Genomic DNA, 23825 nt, shown 5'->3' on the forward strand with positions numbered 1-23825 from the left:
TATGGCAACATTTGAAAGAAAATCTGTTACAGATATAGGGATTGACGAAACACTTAAACATGTCGATGAAGTAAAAATAAAAAAAGCAATTGACTGGGTTTTAAAAGCTGAAGCGTCAGCACGTCTTAAGACATTTGTTCAGACATGTGTCAGATGCGGAATGTGCTCAGATTCATGTCATCACTACATTAGCCATGATAATGATCCAACTTATGCTCCTGCTGCAAAAGTGAAGCAAACAGTATGGGATATGCTGGATAAGGATGGAAATGTAAGTAAAGAAGATATTAAAAAGTATGCAAGAATTGCTTTTACAGAGTGTAACTTATGCCGAAGATGCGTTCAGTTTTGTCCATTTGGAATAGATATTGCTTATCTAATCTCTCTTGTAAGGAGAATATGCTGTCTTATAGGGACTGTACCCCAGTATATTCAGGATCAGGCTTTAAGCCATATGCAGACAACGAATATGTTATGGTTCAGACAGGATGAATGGCTTGATACAGTTCAATGGCTTGAGGATGAACTAAGAGCTGAAATTAAAAATGCAAGAATTCCACTTGGTAAAAAAGACGCTGATGTTTTATATCTCGCTCATGGACTTGAAGCGAAATACATGACAGGACTTCTGACAAATATGGCAAAAATAATGAATGTTGCTAAAATTGACTGGACAATGCCTGATACAGATGGATGGGACTACACAAACAAGGCATTCTACGCGCAGGACCATGAAACAATGAGTATGGTTGTACGAAGACATTATGAAAATGCTTTTAATCTGGGAGTAAAAAGAATTGTAATGGGTGAATGCGGTCATGCTTTCAGAACCGGCATTTATGAAGGTGTGAGATTTTTAGGATGGAAAGAATCACCAATTCCATATATTCATGGAGTTCAGTTTTTTTATGAACTTTTCATGGAAGGCAGGATAAAAATAGCAAAAAAAATTGAAGAACCTGTAACTGTTCAAGATCCCTGCAATATAGTTAGATACAGGGGAATGGGAGATATGATCAGATATATAATCAGACAGACCTGCGAGAACTTTATTGACATTAATCCGGGATATGAATACAACTACTGCTGTTCTGCAGGTGGAGGTATGGTTGATGCTGGACCACCATGGAAAATGGCAAGAATTGAAGGAGGCAAGGTTAAAGCAGACCAGATAAGGGATACAGGAGCAAAGATTGTTATAGCTCCATGTCATACATGTCATAAAGGTATTGAGGATCTGAATGATTACTACAAACTCGGCGTGCATGTTAAGTTTTTAACTGATGTAATTGCAGAAACAATGGAGATACCTGAAGAGCTTAGAGCATGAAACGTTCAATTTTCATAATAATTGTATTTGTCCTATCTGGCTTAATTCTGGTTCAGGCAAGAAACATATATTCTGTTAAAGAAAAACCTCAAACCATCAAGAGTCCGGCAAATAAAATCAGCATTGCCCATAAGGAAGTATTTGGTAGTCTTGAGTATGGCAGAGTTATTTTTGAACATCAAAAACATATAGATTCATTAAGTAAAGTCCTTAAAAAATCTGACAGTTCCATATGTAGTGAATGCCATTCTCAGAATAAATATGGCGATTTTATCTTTGATTTTCCAAAAGATGTGGACAGGAAAAATCCTGAATCACTCAAAAATGCCTATCATAAAGAGTGTTTAAAATGTCATCAAAAATTAAACATTCAAAAACAGAAATCTGGGCCTACAATCCTTTCCTGCAGAGACTGTCATAAAAAAGATTATGAAAAAACAGAAATCAAGTATTCTGTATTTGAGTTTGATTTTGCACTGCATGATAAACATGTAAAAAAACATAACAAAGACTGTAGCCTCTGTCATCATATTTATGATGTTGAGGAGAAAAACAAGGAACTCGCTCTTTTCTATGAAAAGGGAACTGAACAGTCATGCCATTACTGTCATGATTTAAATCAGAAGAGAGGTCCTGAACTATCGAAAATAGTAAAAATAGCAAAGGAACGAGATTTAAACATGGAAAGAGCATGCCATACTCTTTGCTTAAACTGTCATCTGTCCAATAAAGAGCAGGGAAAACAAGCAGGACCTGTGGTTTGCTCAAAATGTCACACAGAGAAGTATAAAACAGTAGAAGATCTTAAAGATATACCAAGACCGGAAAGAGAGCAACCACAGAAAGCTTTTATAAATATTGAAGATGCAAAGATGAAAGGTGTTGCTTTTGACCATTCTTTTCATGAAAAAAACAATAAAACATGCAGAGAATGCCATCATGAAACACTTAGAGCATGTAAAGATTGTCACACAGTTAAAGGTGATGAAAAAGGTGGTTTTGTTAATCTTCTGACTGCCTACCATTCCCTGAATTCTAAGAATAGCTGTCAGGGATGTCATAGAACTGCAATGAATAAAAATGATTGTTATGGTTGCCATTATTTTATCAGTCCTGTTACAACAGAGATAGCAAATAAAGAAGTCTGTAAACGCTGTCACACAGGTAAAAAGGAAATAGAGAAAGTGTCTTTATTAACTATTCCATCTGAGAGAGTGAAAAAAGCGGTGGTAATAAAACATATTGAAAAAGAATTTGAAGCAACCAAAATGCCTCATTACAAAATGATTCAAAAGCTTACTGATGTATCGAATCAGAGCAAACTCGCTACTTATTTTCATAGAGATATCACGACAATATGCAGAGGCTGTCATCATAAAAGCAAGCAGGATGCTGAAGCAAAAAAAGACAATCCTCCAATTTGTGTAAGCTGTCACAGTGTTTCATTTGACTCAAACGCACTTGGAAGACCACGACTTGAATCAGCATATCATACGATGTGTATTAAATGTCATGAAAATATGAAACTTGAGAAACCCAAAAAATGTACTGAGTGTCATGAAAGAAAGAAAAATTAAATCGTTAGGATACTGGTTTTTTCCCTGTGCTGGCACAACATTCATATTCTTTTCAGAAGCTAGAAATTGTGTTGTTTTGACATACAGTGTTTCAAAATCAATTGAAGAGGTTTAAAATGTATATATTTGAACAACTTTTTTCTAATCATGGATATGAATATGTGATTGCTGCGTTATCAGTCTTCGCTTTTATAGTGATTTTTTCAATGCTTGGAGAGAAGAAAAAATATTAGAGGTTGTAAATGAATAGAAGAGAGTTTTTTAAAAGAAGTTTAACAATTGCTGGCAGTCTATTGATAGCCAGAAATTCAAATGCTTCTGATCAACCTTTATCTGTTTATTCAACTCAAAATAAGGCAAATAAAAAAAACTGGGAAAAATTTGAAGAGCTAAAGAAAACAAATTCACAAATTGATGAGTCATATGCAGTACTTGTTGACATTACAAAGTGTATTGGTTGTAGACGCTGTGAGTGGGCATGTAATGAATGGAATAAAAATCCAAACAGGCCAGTTAAAGAGTTTGAAGCATCAAAGGATGAAAAACCATCGGTTTTTGACAGAGTTCGCAGAACTCATGCAGGTGAGTTTACTGTTGTAAACAGATTTCATAGTAAAAACAAGCCTGTTTATGTAAAAAAACAGTGTATGCATTGTGCTGAAGCAGCGTGCTTGAATGCATGTTTTGTGGATGCTTTTAAGAAAACTCCGCAGGGTGCGGTTCTTTATAATCCTTCTTTATGTGTTGGATGTCGTTACTGCATGATTGCCTGTCCTTTTGACATTCCTGCCTATGAATACTATAATGCACTCACACCCCAGATAACAAAGTGCACAATGTGCTTTGACAGAGTCACAGATGGGAAAGTACCTGCGTGTGTGGAATCATGTACTTCAGATGCTTTAATTTTTGGAAAAAGGAGTGAAATGCTCAAACTTGCTTATAACACAATAAATAAAAATCCGGAGAGATATATCAACCATGTATATGGAGAGCATGAAGCAGGAGGAACTAATTGGCTTTATATTTCGCAGATTCCGTTTGAGAAGCTCGGATTTCCAGAACTTGATAAAACCCCGATACCTGCTCACAGTAAAAGTTTTCTTTTCACAGTTAAAGTACTTGAAGTGGTTGCTGCTGCACCTCTTGTATGGGGCGCATACTATATGATTTCAAAAAATAGAAGCAAAAAAGAAGGCAAGAAAGATGAGTAACTGGTTTAATGAAAAAATCCTTCTTGGTATGAATTGTAGAGAATATATTTCAAAGCATGCCACTTTATTGAATTTTATGGCTTTGATTATCCTGTGTTTTTCCTTTTATGCAATGGCTTACAGGTTAATTTACGGACTTGGACCAGCAACAAATCTCTCAGATACCTATCCGTGGGGGTTCTGGATAAGCTTTGATATACTGGCGGGTATAGCTCTTGCAGCACCAGGACTCACAGTAGGAACAGTGGTCTATCTATTTGGGGCAAAGGATTATAAACACTTTGCCCGTCCTGCTATTCTTTCAAGTCTTCTTGGATATATATTTGCTGTTTTTGCGCTTATGTTTGACCTTGGTAGGTATTATAGAGTTTTTTATGTTATTGGATGGTCATGGGGATTAAACTCTATACTATTTTTAATTGCTTGGCATTTCTTTTTATATATCATTATCTGTCTTATTGAATGGTTTCCGGCATTTTTTGAATGGCTTGGGATTGAAAAGGCAAAAAATTTCTTTTCAAAACTTGGTATCTGGGCAACTGTTTTTGGTGTAATAATCGCAGGTGGACATCAGTCAGCTCTCGGAGGATTATTCCTTGTAGCTCCAACAAAAATTCATCCTCTCTGGTATTCAGCTTTGTTACCGCTTTTTTTTCTCGTCTCAGCGCTTTTTGCCGGAATTTCAATGGTAATAATTGAAAGTACAATCTCTCATAAAGTTTTCAGGGATCAATTGAAGACTTTTGATCGGGCAGATTTTGATAATAAAACATTGGGACTTGCAAAAGCTCTGGTTATTATACTTTTTGTTTATCTGATTTTAAAAGTTCTTGATCTTACACATTATAATAACTGGCATTATTTGAAAAGTGAGTATGGATACTGGTATCTATTGGAAGTTGTTGGCTTTGTTTTAGCTCCGGCTTTGGTTTTAATAAATTCAGTAAAAAATAAAAAGGTAAAACTTGTTCGGTTTACGACATTCTGGGTTGTTACTGGAGTAATTCTTAATCGTTTCAATGTAAGTCTTATTGCTTACAACTGGTATATTCCATTGCAAGAGAAATACTATCCAACATGGATGGAAATTGCTTTGTCTCTTGGTGTTGTAACATTGATAGTATTGTTTTACAGATTTATTGTAAGAAGAATGTCTATTCTCTCTTAGAATGCATGGATAGATATATAAAAAACATAATAAATCAAATAGTTAAATTGAATTTTGATTGTTTGTTAAAGCATGCTCAGCAATATATTCAGAGGTTAAACTTGATGCTAAGACATACTGCCTGAGCAGATATTCCTTCACATCTTCCTATAAATCCCATGCCTTCGTTGGTTTTTGCTTTAATATTTACATTTAATCCAAGTTTCTGTAAGTTTTTATTCATATCTGGAATATAAGTTAACATCTTTGGTTTTTCTGCAAAAATTGTACAGTCAATCCATACTGGATCTACTCCGTAATTTTTTACAAGATTGAGTGTTTTCTTCAGTAACTCCATGCTTGAAATATCTTTATATAATGGATCTGTATCTGGGAAATGTGTTCCTATATCTCCAACTCCTGCTGATCCAAGTATTGCATCAATTATTGCATGAATAAGGACATCAGCATCTGAATGTCCATAAAGGCCATGACTGTATGGAATCTCAACTCCTCCAATGATTAGTTTTCTGCCTTCCATAAATCTGTGACTATCATATCCCATACCAATTCTTATTGATTTTAAACTGATGTTATTTTTTTGCTCTCTATATGACTCATGGTTAGAAAAATTATTCATCCCTGCAAGAACTGAAAGTTTTTGCAAATCTTGTTTTGTAGTTATCTTGATATTTTTCTCTTCTCCATCTATTGTTAAGACCTTGCCTCCGTATCTTTCTATAAGTGAAGCATCATCAGTGCCGTAAAAATCTTCTTCATATGCTTTTTTATATGCCTGCAGTAGTTTTTTAAACCAGAATGCCTGTGGTGTTTGGACTGCTCTAAGGATGTCTCTATTAAGGGTTCCACCAACTATATTTTCCTTTTTTATCCATTTGATTGTATCGTTTAAAGGAACTACAGGGATAACTCCATCAATCTCAGAATTCATTGCATTAAGAATTTTTTTTATTAATGTTTTACTTACCATTGGTCTTGCTGCATCATGAATTAAAACAATATCTGTATTTTCATATAATTCCTTAAGAGCATTGTAAACTGAATCTTGTCTTTGACCTCCTCCTTCAATGATTTTTTTAACTTTTTTAATATTAAACTTCTCAAGATTCTCTCTTGCTCTTTGAAAAAGCTCTTTTCTGGTTACAATCCATATTTCATCAATCAAATTAATATCTTCAAATGCCTGAACTGCCCATATCAGAAGAGGTTTATCGAAAATTTCAGCGAATACTTTGTCTGATGAACCGAATCTCTTACCAATGCCTGCAGAAACTATTACAGCAATGCATTTCATATCATTCTTCTTTTTGTATTGAAAAATCTTCACTTTTTGGTCTTCCAAAAATCATTCTTCCAGTTGATGTTTGAAGCACACTATGAATCACAATGTCGATTGTTCTGCCAATATACTGTCTTCCTTCTTCAACAACAACCATTGTTCCGTCATCCAGGTAGGCAACGCCCTGATCAGGTTCTTTCCCTTCTTTTACTACAAAAAGTTTTAAAACTTCTCCTGGAAGTACAGGAGGTCTCATTGCCTGAGCGAGTTCATTGAGATTTAAAACAGGCACATCTCTTAGTTGAGCAATTTTTATAAGATTTAAATCATTTGTAATAAGTGTTCCTCTTAGGGTTCTTGTTAGTTCCAGAAGTTTTATGTCAACTTCTTTTATCTCAGGAATATCCTTTTCAATAATTTCAAGTTTTACTTTTTCTGTTCTCTGAATTTTCTGCAATATATCCAGTGCCCTTCTCCCTTTTGCTCTTCTTAATGGGTCTGGAGAATCGGCAATATATTGAATCTCTCTCAGAACGAATCCAGGAATTAAAATAGTACCTTTTATAAATCCAAGTTCAATAAGATCAGCAATTCTGCCATCTATAAGAACATTGGTATCAAGGATTTTTGGTTCTTCCCATATAGCTTCTTTTTTCATGAAGTTCAATATCTCTATAATTTTGATGGTTTCAGCTTTTTTTAAACCAAATACAGCTCCTGCATATCCAAAACCAGTTATGAAAATAAATGCAACAGGCTTAAGATTTAAAGAAAATATCAATAAAGGTAAACTTAACAGTATACCTGTAAAGATTCCTGAAAAAAGCCCTGCAATTCCAAATATAATCTGAGAAATGTTCATTCTCTTTAATTTTAAATAAGCAAAAAGAGTTAGAAAAATGGTGCCTGCGAAAACTATAATTCCTTTAAGAGAATGTTGTAGTGCAAAATCTTCAATCTGTAATTGGATAAAAGTGACAGTAAATAATGTTATAGCAAAAATTAAAATTAACAGATTCATGATGACAGAATCATATAAAATTTCTTACCACCTCTGTTTATGAGAACAAGTATATCTGACCTTGAAATTTTCTGTATGGCTTTTTGAAAATCAGATGCTGATTGTATTTTCTGTCTTTCAATCTCCATTATTAAATCTCCTTTTTTTAAACCTGTGTTCTCAGCAGGCGAACCGGGCTCAATTTTATACACAACAACGCCTCTGTCATCCGGGTCAGCACCAATCTGTTTTGCCATAGATGGTTCAAAATCAATTACTGATAGTCCCTTGAGGGGATTTTCAGTTTTATCTGCTGTTTTCTTTAATGTTTTTATCTCTTGAAACTGTTCTGAAGGAAGTTGAGCAATAGTAACTGAAATTGTATAAACCTGCCCATCTCTAAAAATTTTCAGATTCACAACTGAACCAACTTTACTCTGTGCTACGAGATTTTTTAAAATAGCACTCTCTGTTACCTGTTTCCCGTCATATTCAAGAATGATATCGCCTCTTTTAAGTCCACCGCTGTAAGCAGGTGATTGTTTGGTTACATCGGTAATGATAACTCCATATGGCTCTTTTAAGTTAAATCTTTCAGCCAGCTCAGCTGTTAAATCCTGAACCATGATCCCTATCCATCCTCTTACAACCTTTCCTTCCTTTATCAGACTATCTTTGATAATACGCGCCATATTACTGGGAACAGCAAAACCTATTCCCTGATATCCTCCTGTTCTTGAGAAAATGGCAGTATTTATTCCTATGATTTCACCTTTTATGTTTACAAGTGGTCCTCCTGAATTACCCGGATTTATTGCCGCATCTGTCTGAATAAAATCTTCATAATCAGCTATGCCAACATCTGCTCGTCCAACAGCGCTTATAATTCCCATAGTAACTGTATGAGTAAGCCCATAGGGATTCCCGATTGCCAGAACAAAATCTCCAACCTGAAGCTGGTCAGAGTCACCCCATGGAGCAACTGGTAAATCCTTTACGTCTATTTTAATGACAGCAAGGTCTGTTTTGGAGTCAGCGCCTATTATTGAAGCTTTAAATGTTCTTCTGTTATAAAGGGTCACTCTTATATCATCTGCCTGTTCAACTACATGATAATTGGTCAATACGTATCCATCATTTGAAACGATTACCCCTGAACCCATACTCATCTCTTTCCATTTTTTACCCTGGGAATTGCCGTATGGAGGGAGAAATTCAAAGAGGTCTTCAAGAGTGGGTGGAGATTGCACTGTCCTTGTTGTTGATATATTTACAACAGAGGGAGAAACAGCTTTGACAATTTCAGAAAAGCTTTTTACTGGTTCAATAATATCTTTATAGATAGGAATTGACTGTCTGGGAGTTGTTATAAGGTAAAAAATAGTTATTCCGGCCAGACATCCAATAAGGAAAGTTAAAATAATGAGACTGAGTTTTCTTTTAGTCATCTTATCCTCTTTTTACCAGTTTCCTGAACTCTCCAACACGAAGAGTTATTTTCTGTGAATCAAGATGTTCAAGATATGCAATTGCATACTTTCTTGTTGTATTAAGCAGTGTTCTAAACTCAGAAACTGCCATCACATCTTTTTTGGTAAAAAATTCTTTAAGAAGTTCTATCATTTTTGTATAACTTTCAGCGGTAAGATATAGTGAGTCATTTATTCGAATTATTTTACCTGATTTAGCAATTAATTTTAATATATCACTTAGTTTTGATTCAGCAATTGAGAGATTACGAGCAAGTTCATCCTTCAGAGGTGGTTGAAATTCATTGTTTTTAAGGTCTTTAATTATTTTATTTTCTAATTTTTCATCAACTTTTTCTTTTGTTGCTGTTTTTAACTTTACAAGGTTACCTTCAACTGAAATCTCTTCAACATGATTTAACAGCATTAAAAGTTCAGGAGACCTTCCCAGAGAAAGTCTGGCTTTTAGCTCTTCTTTAGGCAAACCTTCCTTAAGTGGATTATTTTCATGAAATTGTTTGAGCAGGTTAGAAAGAGAGATTCTGAAATCATTAAAAATATCCATATGAAAAAGATGATTTTCAGCTTTTATAATTTTTTTCTTTTCTATAAGCTGTTGGACAGCAGTCTTTATAAACTTTATGTCAGTATTTATCCAGCCTTCAAGTTCAGAGATTGATATGCCTTTAAATCCTTTTCTTTTAATTTTAATCTCTATTCTGTCTGATAGTTCTCCACTGTAGAGAATATCAAGATGTGCGTGGTCTAATTCCCTATTTTTTTTAGGCGGATCAGGATCAAGAATAATGCCTCCACCAAGAGTTTCAAGTGGAGAAAATCTTCTGATAACAAATCTGTCTCCTGCCATTGCAACTACAGGTTCATTCAATTTAATATGAGCAAAAGCATCTTCATCAGGAAGAATTTCAGTTTTGCCAAAAAGTTTTATTTTCCCTGTAGTTTCAGATGTTGTAAGGTAGAAATGAATAGGCGAACTATTTCTTAAGGGTTTAACATCTTTTAATAGTTTTATTTTTGCTTCTATCATATATGTTGGTTTGAGTTTGCCTGGAATTGTAACAATATCTCCTCGTCTTAAATCTTCTTTCGAAACTCCTTGAAGATTTATCCCAACCCTTTGTCCTGCAACAACTTCTTTGAGTTGTTGTCCATGACTCTGCAGCCCTCTTATCCTTGAGCTAATACGTGTTGGAAGAATTTCAACAGATGAGTCAACTGAAATTTTTCCAGAAAGGACTGTTCCTGTCACAACTGTTCCGAATCCTTTAAGAGTAAAAACTCTGTCAACAGGCATTCTGAATATACCACCTGTTGATTTTTCTTCAACTTTTAAAGCAAGTTCTCTAATTTTTTCTTTAAGAACGTTTATATTGTAGCCTGTTCTGGCTGAAACAGGGATTATTTCAGCATTTTCCAGGAATGTTCCTTTAACTGAATCTGTTATATCTTCTTTTGCAAGTTCTAATGTTTCTTCATCAACAAGGTCAGCTTTGTTTAAAGCAATCAATCCGGACTTTATCTTCAGCAAATCACATATTGCAAGATGTTCCTTTGTCTGAGGCATAACTCCTTCATCAGCTGCAACAACAAGCATGACCATATCAATTCCACCAACTCCTGCAAGCATGTTTTTAATAAGTCTTTCATGTCCTGGAACATCAACAATTCCAACAACTAAATCAGGATAAGCGATACTGGCAAAGCCAAGGTCAATTGTGATTCCCCTTTCCTTTTCTTCTTTCAATCTGTCTGGATCATCTCCTGTAAGAGCTTTTACAACAGAACTTTTACCATGGTCAATATGACCTGCTGTGCCCAGAATGACTTTTTTCATTGGATAATCTTGATGAAATTTCTTAAAAGAGTAAGGCCTGTTTTCTGGGATTTTTCAGGATGAAACTGTGTTGCAAAAATGTTTTCGTGAATTATCATAGATGTAAACTCTACACCATAATCAGTTACACCTGCAACAACTTTTGAATCCTCTGGGGACACATAGTAGGAATGGACAAAGTAAAAGTAAGAATTATCTTTAATTTCTTCTAATAATCTGCTTTTTTTATGAAATTTAACAGTATTCCATCCCATGTGCGGAATTTTATATCCCTGAGAAAGTTGGAATCTGACAACCTTGCCTTTAAATATATCAAGACCTTTACAGAGTCCGAATTCTTCAGACTCTGTAAAGAGTATTTGCATTCCAAGACATATGCCAAGATAGGGCTTACCTTTCAGTATTTGTTCTTTAATAACTGAAATAAGTTCAAGCTTTGAGAGATTTTTCATGCAATCTCTAAAAGCTCCCACTCCTGGAAGAACAATGGCTTTCGCATTCCTGATATCTTCAGGAGATTGAGTGATTTTTACATCTGTTCCTGTTGTTTCAAGAGCTTTTGAAACACTTTTTATATTTCCCATGCCATAGTCAATAAGAGCTATCATGCGTTAATTCTACCATAAAATAAACAGTTTTTTTAAATTTTCCCAGTCTCTGTAAGGTTTGAATTCAAGGCTTTTCATTGTTTGAATCGTAAGGGTCCCATCTTTCTTTTCTTTTATCTGGATTGCTCCATCGTTGTCAGTTCTGAATATGTTGCAATGTTTTTCTAACGCTGTAATTACAACGCTGTGAGGATGTCCGTAGGGATTATCTTTGCCTGTAGAAATTATACAGAACTCAGGCTTTGCATTATCGTAAAATTCTCTTAAAAGTGAATATTTACTTCCGTGATGGGGAATTTTAACAATATCTGTTTTTAGATACTGAACTGGCAAAGTCTTAATGGATTGCTTCCCTGCATCTGATGTAAAGAGATAGTTTTTGTTAAAGCATTTAAACTTGAATATAAGGCTTAGTTCATTACTATATCTTGACAAAGAAGATTTCCAGAACTCGCTGTATGGATGAAGCACTGTGAAACTGCAGTTATCAATCTGCAAGATATCACCTCTTGCAAGATGTCTGATTACTATTTTATCTGGAAGAATTTGTTTATTATACTCTATATATCCATTGTCCCAGATTTCATTCAGTTTGAAATTTTTAATAACTCTTTCAAATCCACCTGCATGGTCTTTTTGCTCATGTGTAATAATTAAAGCATTAATCTCATTAATTCCCTTTGCTCTAAGAAACTGAGTTATTTCCCATCCTGTTTTCCCTGTATCTACTAAAAAAACTCCTGATGGTGTTTCCAAAACAGTTGACTCTGCTTGTCCAACATCAAGAAATGTCATTTTTAAATTTTCCTTTTCTTTTATAAACGTTGCTATTGGTATCAGAATTGAGCTGAGAAACAAAAGAATTGACAGTCCATAGCAAAGTTTCATTAATTTTCCTTTGAAGCAGTAGTAACTCAATAAAACAATAAATATTGAGAGATAAAATATAACCACTACTCCCTGAGAAACTGGAGGGATTAATATTGAAGAATAGTTGAAAGATGCAAGAACATGCATCAGTTTGAATGATACAGTGCCGATAAAATCGATTAATTCAGGTAAAGGATAGGTACCTGTAATTAAAAAAAATGCTACAAAGCAGATATGCAAAGGGAAAAGAACCATTCCTATCAATAATCCTGCTGTAAGGTTTGCTACAGATCCTATCAGGGAGAGATAATGAAACTTATAAATTATAACAGGTGCTGTTATCAATGTTGCGGAAACGCTTACAAGAAAACTTAATAAAATATATGCTAAAACTTTATTATGTATTTTGTCTTTGAAATGCTTGTAGATATCAGAAATAAAACCAATGCCAGCTGTTGCAAGGAAGCTTAGCTGAAAAGAAACATCCTTTATTGCATCTGGCTGGAAAATCAAAATTATAAGACATGCAAAACTTACTGTAAAAATCCATATAGATTTTCTTTCTGAAAGAACACCTGTCATAAAAAGAGTTGCCATAATAAATGATCTTGTTGATGGATAGTTGGGTTCAACAATCAGATAATAACCCAAAATTACAGGAAAACAAAAAAGAATGCTCAATTGAGAAGGTTTAATATAAATTGTAAGTCTTACAAGCAATGTATAAGGAAGTCGTTTGAAAATAAATTTGAATACAATAAAAAATATTGTAAATAAAAGACTGAAGTGTGCTCCTGAAATACTTAAAATATGAATCAGTCCTGTTTTTCGAAAATCGTCTTTAATCTCATCAGGAATTGATACCCTTTCACCGGTTGTCATGGCAATAAGACTTCCGGATAGATTTTCGCTGATTGTTTCTTCTATTTTTGTGTTTATTCTGCCTCTAAGTTCATCAAAGCGTGTTTTATAGGACTTGCTTAGTAATTGTGTGTTTTTAACATAACATATTGGATTTTCAGATTGATATGGATTTTTATATGTTTTACCATAGACACACTCAATCAAATAGCTTTTTCCTTCCTGAAGAGTTTCTCTGGAATAAACTTTCAGGTTTGTATTTTTTAACTCTGTTTTATTAGATTCAACAATCCGAAAATTATAGATGTTTTGGTTTGCATTTTTTATATATCCTATTGCAGTTATATCTCTGAACTTCTGTTGTTTATTTGAATTGATATGGTTGCTGTAACTAATTCCTGAAACTAAGGATAAAACTATCAGAATTGCTAAAAATTTATTTCGTTTCAGGAAAGATAGAAAAATGACCAATGAAACTAATGTTACTGTTAAAGGGAAATAGATGAAAATCTGTCCAAGAACTATTCCAAACAGTAGACTTAAAATAACAGGCATTTAACTAGAAGAGGTTATTAACTTGTAAGTTTCTGTTTTATCAGTTCTTCAATTTTGTTTATCATGTTTTGCACTTTTTCATTGTCTTCATCTTCCACCATAATTCTGATTTTTGGTTCTGTGCCTGAAGGTCTTATAAGTATTCTTCCTTTTATTTGTTTTTGAAGTTTCCCGATTTCTGAACTCAAGGCCTCCAGTCTTTTCAAAACTTCATATTTTGAAAAAGTTTCAGGAATTTTTATATTTTTTAAAGCCTGTGGATATTTATGGATATTTTGTATTAACTCGCTTAAAGCTTTATTATTTTTCATCATTATATATGCCATCTGAACAGATGTAATAGCACCATCGCCAGTACAGGAATAATCAAGACATATTATATGTCCTGACTGTTCTCCTCCAAGATTATATCCGCATTTAAGCATCTCATCAACAACATATTTATCACCAATATTTGTTCTTATCATTTTTATTCCTTTTTCTTTAAGATAGTTTTCAATTCCCAAATTTGTCATAACAGTTCCAACAATAGTATTTTTCTTAAGTTTTCCTTCTTTTTTTAATTCATCTGCCCAGACAGTTAAAATCAAATCACCATCAACAACGTTACCTTTTTCATCCACAAGAATTGTCCTGTCTGCATCTCCATCATGGGCAATTCCAAGCTGAGAAGCTGTTTCTCTAACTTTTTTTATTAATCCTTCAGGATAGAGAGCCCCACATCCTCTGTTTATATTCAATCCATCAGGTTTATCATTGATTGTTATAACCTGAGCACCAAGTTCTCTGAAAAGTATTGGTGTGATTTTGTAAGCTGCTCCATTTGCAGGATCTATAACCACTTTGAGTCCTTCAAAACTGAAGTTTTTAGGCAGGGTTGACTTAACAAATTCTATATATCTTCCCACAGCATCATCAACTCTGAAAGCCTTACCAAGATCCTGAGCCAAAGGTCTATTCATTGGAAATTCTGAATCCTGCAAAAGTCTTTCAATGTTATTCTCAAGTTCTTCTGAAAATTTGAATCCATCATGTGAGAATATTTTAATTCCATTGTCATGAAATGGATTATGCGATGCTGAAATTACCACTCCTGCATCCTGACGCATGCTTTTAACCAGAAAAGCAATTGCTGGAGTTGGAATAGGTCCTGCCAGATAAACATCTCCTCCCATTGATGTAATCCCTGCTGTTAAAGCTGATTCTATTACATATCCTGATATTCTTGTATCCTTGCCTATTAGTACTTTTGGTTTATGGGGGATCCTTTCTTTCAAAATAAAACATAAAGCCATTCCTACTTTCATGCATAATTCAGGTATCATTGGATAAATGTTTATTGTTCCTCTGATGCCATCTGTTCCAAATAGTTCCATCACTTTCTCTTTACTTTAACATTTACTTCTACTATGTCCTTCTCTGTTCTGAAAATTCTTCCTTCAGGGTCTATTTTGACTTGAACTCTTAAGTCTTCATTAAGACCTTCTATATCAACCGGTTCTGTTTTAATAGCACGAATTCTGTCAAGTTCTTTTTTAGCTCCTTCTATTTTTAAATTAGCAGGATTTGACGTTACTGATACGATACTAAAACCTTTCGCTGGATTTCCTAGCAGTACAACTCTTACAGGAACTACTTTATGAGATTTCTGATCCATATATATCTTAATTTGAGAGGGATCTATTCTTAATATCTCAATACCTCTTGGAATCTTTACAGAAGATTTTGTTATAGCAATTGAATTTTCTCCAATTTTGACATTTGACAGATCAACTACTACCCTTATATTATTTCGTGCTAATTCTTTTAAAATTCTTTCTCTTGCTGAAATTGCAAGTGTTATCTTTTTCGCGCTCTGTTTTAAAATTTCCATTTCTGATGGGGTATTTTTGAATTCTAAAGGAACATCAATGACTGTATCTGTCTGACCTCTAAATGTAACAAAAAACCATAAAAATAAGGCTAAAGCAATGGATATTAACTTAAATGTCAGATTTTCTGTTAAAAAATTTTTCAAAATTTTATTCATTTTCTTTCTCTATCTTTTGTGAATAGATTTGTTAACTTCTGTCTTAATTTTTCCATATCAAGATTGCCTTCAAGTCGTCCATTTACTGCAAGTGAAATTGAACCTGTCTCCTCTGAAACTATAATTGCCACAGCATCGGTTTCTTCTGTAATGCCTAGAGCAGCTCGATGCCTTGTTCCATAGGCTTTGCTTAAATCTGCACCGAGCTTTATAGGAAGAAAGCATCCAGCAGCAACTACCCTGTTTCCCTTTATAATAACAGCACCATCATGAATAGGACTTGTTGGATGAAAAATACTTATTAATAATTCCTTAGTAACCTTTGCATCAAGGGGTATTCCGATTTCTATATATTCGGATAGAGTGACATCTCTTTCAAAAACAATTAATGCACCTATTTTTTTATTAGCAAGTGATTGGGATGCCTTAACTATTTCTTCTATCGTTTTCATCTCTTCTGCTGAACTAAACCTGTGAAATAAAGGAGTCTCTCCCATCTGAGCAAGAGCTTTTCTTATCTCAGGCTGGAAAAGAATTATCAATACTATTACTATCTGAGCCCAGAAGTTCTGAATAAGCCAGTCAAGAGTATATAGCTCAAAAAATCTTGAAATTAAAGAGATTGCCAGCAATAAACCAACTCCAACAAGCATTCTTGCTGCGCGGGTTCCTTTAACGAGGATAAAAATTTTGTAGATAATAAAAGAAACAATAGCTATATCAACTAAATCCTGCCATCTTATCTGATCAAAAAATTTTTCCATAGCCTCTTAAATCATGATAAAGCTTCTTTATTAATTTTTACAGGAATATTTGATTTAAATGCATTTAAAAAGGATTTAATAAAAGCTTCGTCAGATATATCACTGCTGTCGTTTGCTAATGCAATAACCTGCAGAGCTTTCCCAACAGTTATATCTCGTTTTAAAGAAGACTCGTATTGTGCAGGAGTTATTCTGTTTAGTTTTAAAATTTGAAAGTACACATCTCGCTGAAACACTCCATTTCTTTTAAACCGAGGATCATTCAGGATAGCATCTTGAACTTCTCTGTCTGTTGCTTCTATGTCATATTTCTTTGCAAAATAAAGCATAACTTCTTCATTTATTAAATTTTCAAGAATTCTTTCTTTCAGTCCCTGTTCCATCTCAGTAGCCTTTTCTTTAAAAACTTCTCTATAAACTCTTCTTGTTTCTTCGTAGTTTCTCCAGAATCTCTCTGCTGTAATTTTCTGTCCGGCCACTTCTGCTATAACGTCCGTATGTTTTTTATCTACTGTTCCAACCCCCCAGAAAACAAAGGTAATAATAACAAGAAAAAACAAAAAATAAAAATATTTCGCATTTTTTCTGAGTGTTTTTATCACATTAAGCCTCCTGCAATGAAAAATTTGTTATAAATTATACAATATACACGGATCTTGCTCATATAATTACACCTGCAAGGACAGAGTAGCTGCATCTTAGCTTTTGTAAAAATACTGAGACTTATAATATCAAATTAAAGTTGTTAACTTCAATTTTCAGTTTTTTAATATCTTCTCTGTTATATCCAGCAAAAATTTCTGCAAAAATTGAGTTATTTGTTAAAAGGGGGTCTAATTCATCAGTAATAATATTTTTTGTTACAAACTCCTGCCAGTAATAAGTTCCTTTGATTGGTGAAAATTCGTTCAAGTGAATACGAACCTTTAAATTTTTAAGAAAATCAACTCCTGCCCTTAACTCATCAAAACTCTGTCCTGGAAGTCCATACATTATATAGACTCCAATGTCCTGAGATGCGAAACCTGCTTCTTTTAAAGAATAAACTGCTTTTTCAAGTTCATCATTTGTTACCTTTCCTCCAGTTTCTAACTGTCTTTTTATATCAACAGTTTCAAGGCTTAGTCTTAGTGTTTTAAATCCTGAGTATTTCATAAGTTGAGCAAGTTCTTTATCTATAAAACGAGCGTGAACTCCATTGGGAGTATGAAATCTGAGATCCAGATTTTTTGCAATGATTTTTTTAAGCAATGGTTTTATGTGTATGTCAGATTTATAAAGAAGAGCATCGTCATAGAAGGCAAAATCTCTAACTCCTTTTAAATGTAATTCTTCAATTTCTTCCATAATTTCATTTAACAATCTCTGTCCAAATGACTCATATAAAATGGAGGATGCACAATATGAGCACTTGAAAGGACATCCAGTTGATGTTAAAATCGGAGCGTAAGGCAGTTCTCTGTAAAATCCCATCTGCCACCAATATTTCGGTTTATCAGTAATCCGTTCAAGCTTTAACCCAATTCGTTCGAGTTCATTTATTATTCCTATATTAATATGTCCTTTATAAATAAAATCAGCATTTATCTGTTTTTCTGCATGTTCTTTATACAGTGTGGCATAAATTCCACCGAGAATTATTGGTGTATTAATAAAATAGTTTCTTAAAATTTCGATAACTTCTTTCACTCCATACCACCAGTAAGACATTATTGAGGTTACAAATATGAAATCAACAGAGCCCAGATTCTTTAAATTTGCAATGAATTCTTCAGTTGAAATTCCATATTTTTTATATTTTCTTGGAATCTTTTTTAGAATCTCGGGTTTTTCCACAACTTCTGCTCTGTATTTTCCTGTTCCGTATTTTTTAATTTTGAATGAATTACAACAATCGATTAAAAAGAGCTCTACGTTAAACTGGCTTAGGAATTCAGCAACCTTTAATAATCCAAGAGGCTTTGCCCAGAAATTATAGGCAGCAAAGTCATAAATCCAAGGATTTATAAGAAGACATTTGAATTTCATGAAAGCTTTCTAAAAACAGCAATAAATCCAGTATGGGCGACCATTCTTAATGCTGGTCTGAGACTTAAGCCCTCCTTTTCCCATTTTCTTTCAAGAAGTTCAAAAATTCCGATTTTGTAAAGACTCTTAGAAAAATTCTTTTCAAATTCTTCCATTAGACTGTAAATTTGAAGAACCGTTGTAAGATAACAGCCAATAAGTCCTCCGGGTTTTAACATTTCAACGGCTTTATCAAGAAAAAGCCATGGTTCAGTAAGATCAAAAATCAGTCGATCAAAATCCTTTTCATCTATTTTTTCTGAAATGTCTTTATTTAAGAGAGTTAATTCTCCAGATGGTTCATTGACTATGAATTTTTCGATATTTGTCTTTGCAGTTTCATAAAATTCTTTTCTTTTTTCACATGAAACAACTCTGCCAGTCTGTCCTACAGCTCTTAAAAGATGAAGAGTTAAAGCTCCAGATCCAGTTCCCGCTTCAAATACCTTTGCACCAGGGAATATATCAATAAGTGTTAGAAGTCTTGATATATCCTTTGGATAGATTATCTGGGCACCTCTTTTCATTTTAAGAACGTAATCTTCAAGAGAGGGTTTAAAAACCAAAAGAGGTTCTCCATGCGTTGACAGTACTTTAATAGCATCAGGCTTACCTATTATATCATTTAATGCTACATTACCTTTATGAAAAGAAAAAGATGCATCTTTTTTCAACGTGATAAGATATTTTCTTCCCTTTGAATCAATTAAGAGAGCTAAATTTCCTTCTTTGAATGCTGACAACTTCCCTCCAATAAAAAAGCGGGCGACGGGATTCGAACCCGCGACCTTCAGCTTGGGAAGCTGACACTCTCCCGCTGAGTTACGCCCGCAAACTATATATTTTTATATCATTGAGATTAAAAAGATGTCAAATTTGATATAAAAATTTAAAGTAGCATTGAAGTATTTAAAATAAATGATGGAGCATATTTTCAGTAAGTAAAATAATTCTCTTTACATGGAAATTTAAAATGGAATATACTCTGGAATAATGCTGTCTATGCGAGTGATCTTTGGAACAAATAGATCAGAACTGGCAAAAAAAGTTAAAGATTTTTTAACAGATGAAGCTTCAGAATGTAATATATTTCCTATAGACACTGCATTTATTGATCATGTTTATAAATTAAAACCAGAGATTATTCTTTTTGACCTTTACAAGTTTTCAAAGTTACATCGATCTTTAATTGAGACAATTACAACCGCACCATCTATTAGAGAAATTCCTTTAATTACAATAATAAAAAAACGAACACCTTCTATTCTTCATCAGCTTTATGAGTTTGAAGTTTTTGACTATATTGCAGATTCATTTATGAAATGTGAACTTATGATGAAAATTCAAAAGGCACAGCAAATTGTTGAAATTAAAAGAGATTTTGATAAACTCTTAACAAAAGACCCTTTAACAGGTGCATACAATAGAGGTTTCTTAATTGAACGAATCAATGAAGAATTGAACTGGTGTAATATATATAAAGAACCTTTAAGTGTAGCTCTCCTTGATATTGATTTTTTTAAAAAAATCAATGATACTTTTGGACATCTGACTGGAGATAGGGTGTTGATGGAACTTGTTGGCTTATGTCTGGCAACTCTTCCACATAAAGTTACAGTAGGACGATATGGAGGAGAGGAGTTTTGCTTGCTAATGCCTTCAACAGACCAAAATGAGGCAGAGCATCTCTGTGAAAAGTTGTGTCAGACTGTTGAAAATGCGGTATTTCAGACTGTTAACCGTCAGGAAATAAAATTAACTGTAAGCATTGGATATACAACCTACGCTGATGAAGCAAGATTATCTGTGGATAAAATAATTCAGAATGCGGATAAGGCATTATATAAAGCAAAACAGTCTGGAAGAAATAGAGTATTTTTTGAGCCTTCTGGGTTAAAATAAAAGAAAAAGCAGGAGGGAGTCATGAAGGTTTTAGCTTTAATGTTAGCTTTGTTGATGGTTTTTAGTGTAGCCTGCGGACAACTCAGTCAGTATCATTACGAAGGAGCTGGAACTGGAGCAGTTGTTGGTGGTGCAGCAGGAGTACTTCTTGATAAACACAATAGATGGCGTGGTGGAGTTATCGGAGCAGGACTTGGAGCTCTCTTCGGTGCAACCTTAGCTGATATCTCAGTAAGAGGTTCTCGTGAAGCCTATCAAAGTGGGGGACCTGTTGAATATAAAACAGAAGATGGAAGAGGGTATTACAAAGCTGAGCCTGCAAGTGACTATTACTATAAAGATCCATCAACAAAATGCAGAAAGGTTAGCGAAAAGGTTTGGGAAGATGGGAAGCTTGTAAAAGATACTGTAAAAGAGATATGCGAGTCTGAAAAACAGGAAAGAATTTACTAATAATGTTGCTGTTTGTATTAAGGCATTGGTAAATATTGTGAAATACAGCTATACAGAACGACAGCAGATGAAAGAGAGGCTGATAAAGCTTATTTACGAGAAAGCTTTTAGATACAGTGAAGTACCATGTTTTAAGCTAGTATCTGGTAAATTGAGTAATTATTATTTTAATTGTAAAGCAGTAACTCTATCACCAGAGGGACTTTATTTGATCGGGAATATTATTTATGATATGATTGCAGATTCAGATATAAAAGGAATAGGAGGACTTACTCTGGGTGCAGATCCAATAGCTATGGCAGTTGCATACACTTCATATCTTAAAGGTAAGCCTGTTGAAGCCCTTGTTGTTCGTAAGAAGCCTAAAGAGCATGGAACAATGCAGTGGATTGAAGGAAATATTCAAGCTGGTGATAGTGTTGTTGTAATTGATGATGTAATTACAACAGGAAGCTCAACAATTCAGGCGATCACAAGGTTTAAGGATGCGGGCATTTTTGTTAAAAAGGTTATTGTTCTTGTTGACAGACAGGAAGGAGGGAAGGAAAATATTTTTAATTTTTTATCAGATTGTGGATTTCCTCCTGATTTAGAGGCCATAATTTCAAGAGATGAAGTGATGAAGCTTTATAGAATGTGAATAAGCCAATAAAATTTCAATGTGTTACAGATTGCTCCTCCATATGTTGCGGAGGAGCAACAATTCTAACTCTGAAAGAAATAGTAAAACTTTTTAAATTTTTCCCTATTACTTTAGGATTTCGAAAAATACAACCATTTAACGCAGAACACAAAGTTTATCTGGATGATATTAGTATCAAATATAGAGGATTTTACATAGCTGGAGATTTTATTGGTGGTAACAGATTTAAAAAAAGATGCAGATTACTTAAAAATTCTCTGTGTACAATCCATAATCAGTTAAAACCGCTTCAATGTCGAGTTATTCCATTTTCTGTAACATTTCCTGAAGTTCTGCAAGATCTGGTAATAGTAGACAAAAAAAGGGGATCTTTTAAGAACTGTAAAGGCTTTTATGCTGATGCTCCATTAATATGGGATGGACAATTTATTGATAAATCTTTAAAAGAGAATTTTGACATTTTAAAGAAACATTTAATGTTTCAACGGGATATAGTAGAAAAAATTTTTATAAGTTTGGAAGGTAATTTTTTTCTAAAAAAATTCATACAGACCGGTGATGGCTTCTTTGAAGTTCCTATTCTGCCAGAGTTTGTTGATGAAATATGCAGTATTACAGGGATTTTGGATAGAGTTGAGTTTTTAAGAGCTCAAAAATCCTTATTTGTAAAAGAATTAACATTCAGGGGCATGAAAAACTCTTTATTCATTGATGCATTAAATACTATAGAGCAACTGAGAATTTGACAGAATATTAAATATCTTATTATTATTAAGAATATTCCACCTTTTTAGGAGGTTAGCGTGGCTGGACATTCCAAATGGGCACAGATCAAACATAAAAAAGCTCATGTAGATGCAAAAAAAGGTAAGATTTTTACGAAACTTGTAAAAGAAATATCTGTAGCAGCACGTCTTGGAGGTGGAGATCCTGAAAAAAATCCTCGTTTAAGAGTCGCAATTGACAAGGCAAGGGAAGTCAATATGCCAATGGATAATATAAAAAGAGCAATAATGAAGGGAACTGGAGAGCTTGCAGGAACTTCCTACGAAGAAATAGTTTATGAAGGATACGGTCCTGGGGGTGTAGCGCTTTTAATAGAAGCCATGACTGATAATAAAAATCGAACCGTGTCTGACATAAGACATATTCTTACAAAACATGGCGGAAGTATAGGGGAATCTGGATGTGTATCGTGGATTTTTGACAAAAAAGGATATATTCTTATTGATAAAAAAGCAGTTGATGAGGATACCTTAATTTCACTTGCACTTGAGGCAGGTGCTGAAGATGTGAAAAATGACCCTACAGAGGATAACTATGAAATTATAATGTCTCCTGAAGATTTAAACACAGTAAAATCACATATTGAGGCTTCTGGTATTCCGGTTTCACTGGCAGAGGTTACGATGTTACCTAAAAATTATGTTTCTGTAGAGGGAGATGTTGCTGATCAGATGTTAAAACTCATAGATGCTCTGGAGGAGCATGATGATGTGCAGAATGTATATGCAAATTTTGATATTCCAGATGAGGCAATGAACAAGGCTGTAGCTTAGGAATGGAACCATCTATTAGACTAACTTTTAAAAGAAATTTTATTGCAGGTCTAATAGTAACAATTCCTATAGCTATAAGCATTTTCATAGTATTTCAGCTTTTCAAAATTGTTGATGGTCTTTTAAGTCCTGTATATGATTTCATTTTTGGTAGACATATCTCAGGATTAGGTTTTATTACCGCTCTAATTGTAGTCTTTGTTGTTGGTTTTATATCCACAAATGTATTCGGGAAAAAATTGCTGGATAGTATTGAAAAGTTACTTTTTCTTAAAATCCCGCTTTTTAAAAGCCTTTATTCTTCATTGAAACAACTATTTGATGCATTTTCACCAGAAAATAAAGCATCATTTCAAAGGGTTGTGATTGTTGAGTATCCGAGAAAAGGAAGTTTTGTTTTCGGATTTCAGACAAAAGAGTGTATTTTAAAGGACAATGATATGGGGAAAAAACTTGTAACGGTTTATATCCCCACAAATAATTTATATCTCGGTGAAGTTGTTCTGTTTGAAGAGGATAGTGTATTTCATACAGATATATCTGTTCAGGAAGGGATAAAAATAATACTTTCTGCTGGCATAACAGCACCACAAACAATAACTTGTAGGAAGTGATTGAGGAT

General features: G+C 33.9%; 22 protein-coding genes and 1 tRNA gene. 10 read left to right on the forward strand and 13 right to left on the reverse strand.

The features are described 5' to 3' along the window. The first annotated feature begins 1 nt into the window (after nt 1). From G581_RS0101650 to nrfD, 4 genes are all read left to right on the forward strand, one after another. Entirely contained in the window at nt 2-1330 is a 1329-nt protein-coding gene (locus G581_RS0101650; protein ID WP_028844322.1) for a (Fe-S)-binding protein, read from the forward strand. Next, the gene (gene hmcA / locus G581_RS0101655; protein WP_028844323.1) at nt 1327-2907 is read left to right on the forward strand and encodes a sulfate respiration complex hexadecaheme cytochrome HmcA; all 1581 of its coding nucleotides are present in this window, start codon (nt 1327-1329) and stop codon (nt 2905-2907) included. Before G581_RS0101650 ends, hmcA begins: the two co-directional genes overlap by 4 nt. 242 nt (nt 2908-3149) lie before the next feature. Next, nucleotides 3150-4121, forward strand: coding sequence for a 4Fe-4S dicluster domain-containing protein (locus tag G581_RS0101670; RefSeq protein ID WP_028844324.1), 972 nt, complete (start codon nt 3150-3152; stop codon nt 4119-4121). Further along, nucleotides 4114-5289, forward strand: coding sequence for an NrfD/PsrC family molybdoenzyme membrane anchor subunit (nrfD, locus tag G581_RS0101675; protein ID WP_028844325.1), 1176 nt, complete (start codon nt 4114-4116; stop codon nt 5287-5289). The genes G581_RS0101670 and nrfD overlap by 8 nt, the downstream gene beginning before the upstream one ends. A gap of 88 nt (nt 5290-5377) precedes the next feature. On the opposite strand, the gene ispD is transcribed toward nrfD, so the two are convergent. The 13 genes from ispD to G581_RS0101740 all read right to left on the reverse strand — a co-directional run bounded on the left by ispD (nt 5378) and on the right by G581_RS0101740 (nt 19478). Beyond that, a complete protein-coding gene (gene ispD, locus G581_RS0101680) occupies nt 5378-6616 on the reverse strand; it encodes a 2-C-methyl-D-erythritol 4-phosphate cytidylyltransferase (protein WP_169368350.1) in 1239 nt (412 codons plus the stop codon). Beyond that, the gene (locus G581_RS0101685) at nt 6585-7589 is read right to left on the reverse strand and encodes a PIN/TRAM domain-containing protein (RefSeq protein ID WP_051178682.1); all 1005 of its coding nucleotides are present in this window, start codon (nt 7587-7589) and stop codon (nt 6585-6587) included. The genes ispD and G581_RS0101685 overlap by 32 nt, the downstream gene beginning before the upstream one ends. Then, nucleotides 7586-9016 (reverse strand): DegQ family serine endoprotease, encoded by a 1431-nt coding sequence (locus G581_RS10245; RefSeq protein ID WP_051178685.1) that lies wholly within the window; start codon nt 9014-9016, stop codon nt 7586-7588. The genes G581_RS0101685 and G581_RS10245 overlap by 4 nt, the downstream gene beginning before the upstream one ends. A 1-nt stretch (nt 9017) precedes the next feature. Continuing rightward, entirely contained in the window at nt 9018-10892 is a 1875-nt protein-coding gene (gene selB, locus G581_RS0101695) for a selenocysteine-specific translation elongation factor (RefSeq protein WP_028844328.1), read from the reverse strand. Continuing rightward, nucleotides 10889-11500, reverse strand: coding sequence for an imidazole glycerol phosphate synthase subunit HisH (gene hisH, locus G581_RS0101700; protein WP_028844329.1), 612 nt, complete (start codon nt 11498-11500; stop codon nt 10889-10891). The genes selB and hisH overlap by 4 nt, the downstream gene beginning before the upstream one ends. A 9-nt stretch (nt 11501-11509) precedes the next feature. Further along, nucleotides 11510-13786 carry a DNA internalization-related competence protein ComEC/Rec2 gene (locus tag G581_RS0101705; RefSeq protein ID WP_028844330.1) on the reverse strand — a complete coding sequence of 759 codons (2277 nt, stop codon included), beginning with the start codon at nt 13784-13786 and terminating at the stop codon, nt 11510-11512. Between the two features lie 17 nt (nt 13787-13803). After that, entirely contained in the window at nt 13804-15165 is a 1362-nt protein-coding gene (gene glmM / locus G581_RS0101710; protein ID WP_028844331.1) for a phosphoglucosamine mutase, read from the reverse strand. Further along, complete coding sequence (locus G581_RS0101715; RefSeq protein ID WP_028844332.1) at nt 15162-15815, reverse strand: CdaR family protein; 654 nt, start codon at nt 15813-15815, stop codon at nt 15162-15164. Before G581_RS0101715 ends, glmM begins: the two co-directional genes overlap by 4 nt. Further along, nucleotides 15812-16579: a diadenylate cyclase CdaA gene (gene cdaA, locus G581_RS0101720; RefSeq protein ID WP_028844333.1), complete on the reverse strand. Its 768-nt coding sequence runs from the start codon at nt 16577-16579 to the stop codon at nt 15812-15814. The genes G581_RS0101715 and cdaA overlap by 4 nt, the downstream gene beginning before the upstream one ends. An 11-nt stretch (nt 16580-16590) precedes the next feature. Further along, on the reverse strand, nt 16591-17181 hold the full coding sequence (locus G581_RS0101725; protein ID WP_028844334.1) for a SurA N-terminal domain-containing protein: 591 nt from the start codon (nt 17179-17181) through the stop codon (nt 16591-16593). A 121-nt stretch (nt 17182-17302) separates the two neighbouring features. After that, complete coding sequence (locus G581_RS0101730; RefSeq protein ID WP_028844335.1) at nt 17303-18607, reverse strand: B12-binding domain-containing radical SAM protein; 1305 nt, start codon at nt 18605-18607, stop codon at nt 17303-17305. Next, nucleotides 18604-19389, reverse strand: coding sequence for a tRNA (adenine-N1)-methyltransferase (locus G581_RS10250; RefSeq protein ID WP_038064637.1), 786 nt, complete (start codon nt 19387-19389; stop codon nt 18604-18606). The genes G581_RS0101730 and G581_RS10250 overlap by 4 nt, the downstream gene beginning before the upstream one ends. 17 nt (nt 19390-19406) lie before the next feature. Next, nucleotides 19407-19478: transfer RNA gene (locus tag G581_RS0101740), tRNA-Gly, on the reverse strand. 161 nt (nt 19479-19639) lie between these two features. Between G581_RS0101740 and G581_RS12135 the strand changes: the two genes are divergently transcribed. The 6 genes from G581_RS12135 to G581_RS0101770 are packed head-to-tail and all read left to right on the forward strand — an operon-like array spanning nt 19640 to nt 23817. Continuing rightward, on the forward strand, nt 19640-20548 hold the full coding sequence (locus tag G581_RS12135; protein ID WP_083962543.1) for a GGDEF domain-containing protein: 909 nt from the start codon (nt 19640-19642) through the stop codon (nt 20546-20548). 21 nt (nt 20549-20569) lie between these two features. Beyond that, the gene (locus G581_RS0101750; RefSeq protein ID WP_028844336.1) at nt 20570-21001 is read left to right on the forward strand and encodes a glycine zipper 2TM domain-containing protein; all 432 of its coding nucleotides are present in this window, start codon (nt 20570-20572) and stop codon (nt 20999-21001) included. A gap of 37 nt (nt 21002-21038) precedes the next feature. After that, nucleotides 21039-21641: an orotate phosphoribosyltransferase gene (gene pyrE, locus G581_RS0101755; RefSeq protein ID WP_239639010.1), complete on the forward strand. Its 603-nt coding sequence runs from the start codon at nt 21039-21041 to the stop codon at nt 21639-21641. Next, a complete protein-coding gene (locus tag G581_RS0101760) occupies nt 21638-22390 on the forward strand; it encodes a YkgJ family cysteine cluster protein (RefSeq protein WP_028844338.1) in 753 nt (250 codons plus the stop codon). The genes pyrE and G581_RS0101760 overlap by 4 nt, the downstream gene beginning before the upstream one ends. A 57-nt stretch (nt 22391-22447) precedes the next feature. Beyond that, on the forward strand, nt 22448-23203 hold the full coding sequence (locus G581_RS0101765) for a YebC/PmpR family DNA-binding transcriptional regulator (protein WP_028844339.1): 756 nt from the start codon (nt 22448-22450) through the stop codon (nt 23201-23203). Between the two features lie 2 nt (nt 23204-23205). Next, complete coding sequence (locus tag G581_RS0101770) at nt 23206-23817, forward strand: DUF502 domain-containing protein (protein ID WP_028844340.1); 612 nt, start codon at nt 23206-23208, stop codon at nt 23815-23817. Nucleotides 23818-23825 lie beyond the last annotated feature (8 nt).

Origin of the sequence: Thermodesulfovibrio thiophilus DSM 17215, assembly GCF_000423865.1 — a bacterium.
In the GTDB taxonomy this organism is placed as follows: domain Bacteria; phylum Nitrospirota; class Thermodesulfovibrionia; order Thermodesulfovibrionales; family Thermodesulfovibrionaceae; genus Thermodesulfovibrio; species Thermodesulfovibrio thiophilus.

What these genes read in the sequence shown, in the direction of transcription:
- G581_RS0101650 (WP_028844322.1), top strand. Translation starts at nt 2, where the DNA reads ATGGCAACATTTGAAAGAAAATCTGTTACAGATATAGGGATTGACGAA.
- hmcA (WP_028844323.1), top strand. Translation starts at nt 1,327, where the DNA reads ATGAAACGTTCAATTTTCATAATAATTGTATTTGTCCTATCTGGCTTA.
- G581_RS0101670 (WP_028844324.1), top strand. Translation starts at nt 3,150, where the DNA reads ATGAATAGAAGAGAGTTTTTTAAAAGAAGTTTAACAATTGCTGGCAGT.
- nrfD (WP_028844325.1), top strand. Translation starts at nt 4,114, where the DNA reads ATGAGTAACTGGTTTAATGAAAAAATCCTTCTTGGTATGAATTGTAGA.
- G581_RS0101685 (WP_051178682.1), bottom strand. Translation starts at nt 7,589, where the DNA reads ATGAATCTGTTAATTTTAATTTTTGCTATAACATTATTTACTGTCACT.
- G581_RS10245 (WP_051178685.1), bottom strand. Translation starts at nt 9,016, where the DNA reads ATGACTAAAAGAAAACTCAGTCTCATTATTTTAACTTTCCTTATTGGA.
- selB (WP_028844328.1), bottom strand. Translation starts at nt 10,892, where the DNA reads ATGAAAAAAGTCATTCTGGGCACAGCAGGTCATATTGACCATGGTAAA.
- hisH (WP_028844329.1), bottom strand. Translation starts at nt 11,500, where the DNA reads ATGATAGCTCTTATTGACTATGGCATGGGAAATATAAAAAGTGTTTCA.
- G581_RS0101705 (WP_028844330.1), bottom strand. Translation starts at nt 13,786, where the DNA reads ATGCCTGTTATTTTAAGTCTACTGTTTGGAATAGTTCTTGGACAGATT.
- G581_RS0101715 (WP_028844332.1), bottom strand. Translation starts at nt 15,815, where the DNA reads ATGAATAAAATTTTGAAAAATTTTTTAACAGAAAATCTGACATTTAAG.
- cdaA (WP_028844333.1), bottom strand. Translation starts at nt 16,579, where the DNA reads ATGGAAAAATTTTTTGATCAGATAAGATGGCAGGATTTAGTTGATATA.
- G581_RS0101730 (WP_028844335.1), bottom strand. Translation starts at nt 18,607, where the DNA reads ATGAAATTCAAATGTCTTCTTATAAATCCTTGGATTTATGACTTTGCT.
- G581_RS12135 (WP_083962543.1), top strand. Translation starts at nt 19,640, where the DNA reads ATGCTGTCTATGCGAGTGATCTTTGGAACAAATAGATCAGAACTGGCA.
- G581_RS0101750 (WP_028844336.1), top strand. Translation starts at nt 20,570, where the DNA reads ATGAAGGTTTTAGCTTTAATGTTAGCTTTGTTGATGGTTTTTAGTGTA.
- G581_RS0101770 (WP_028844340.1), top strand. Translation starts at nt 23,206, where the DNA reads ATGGAACCATCTATTAGACTAACTTTTAAAAGAAATTTTATTGCAGGT.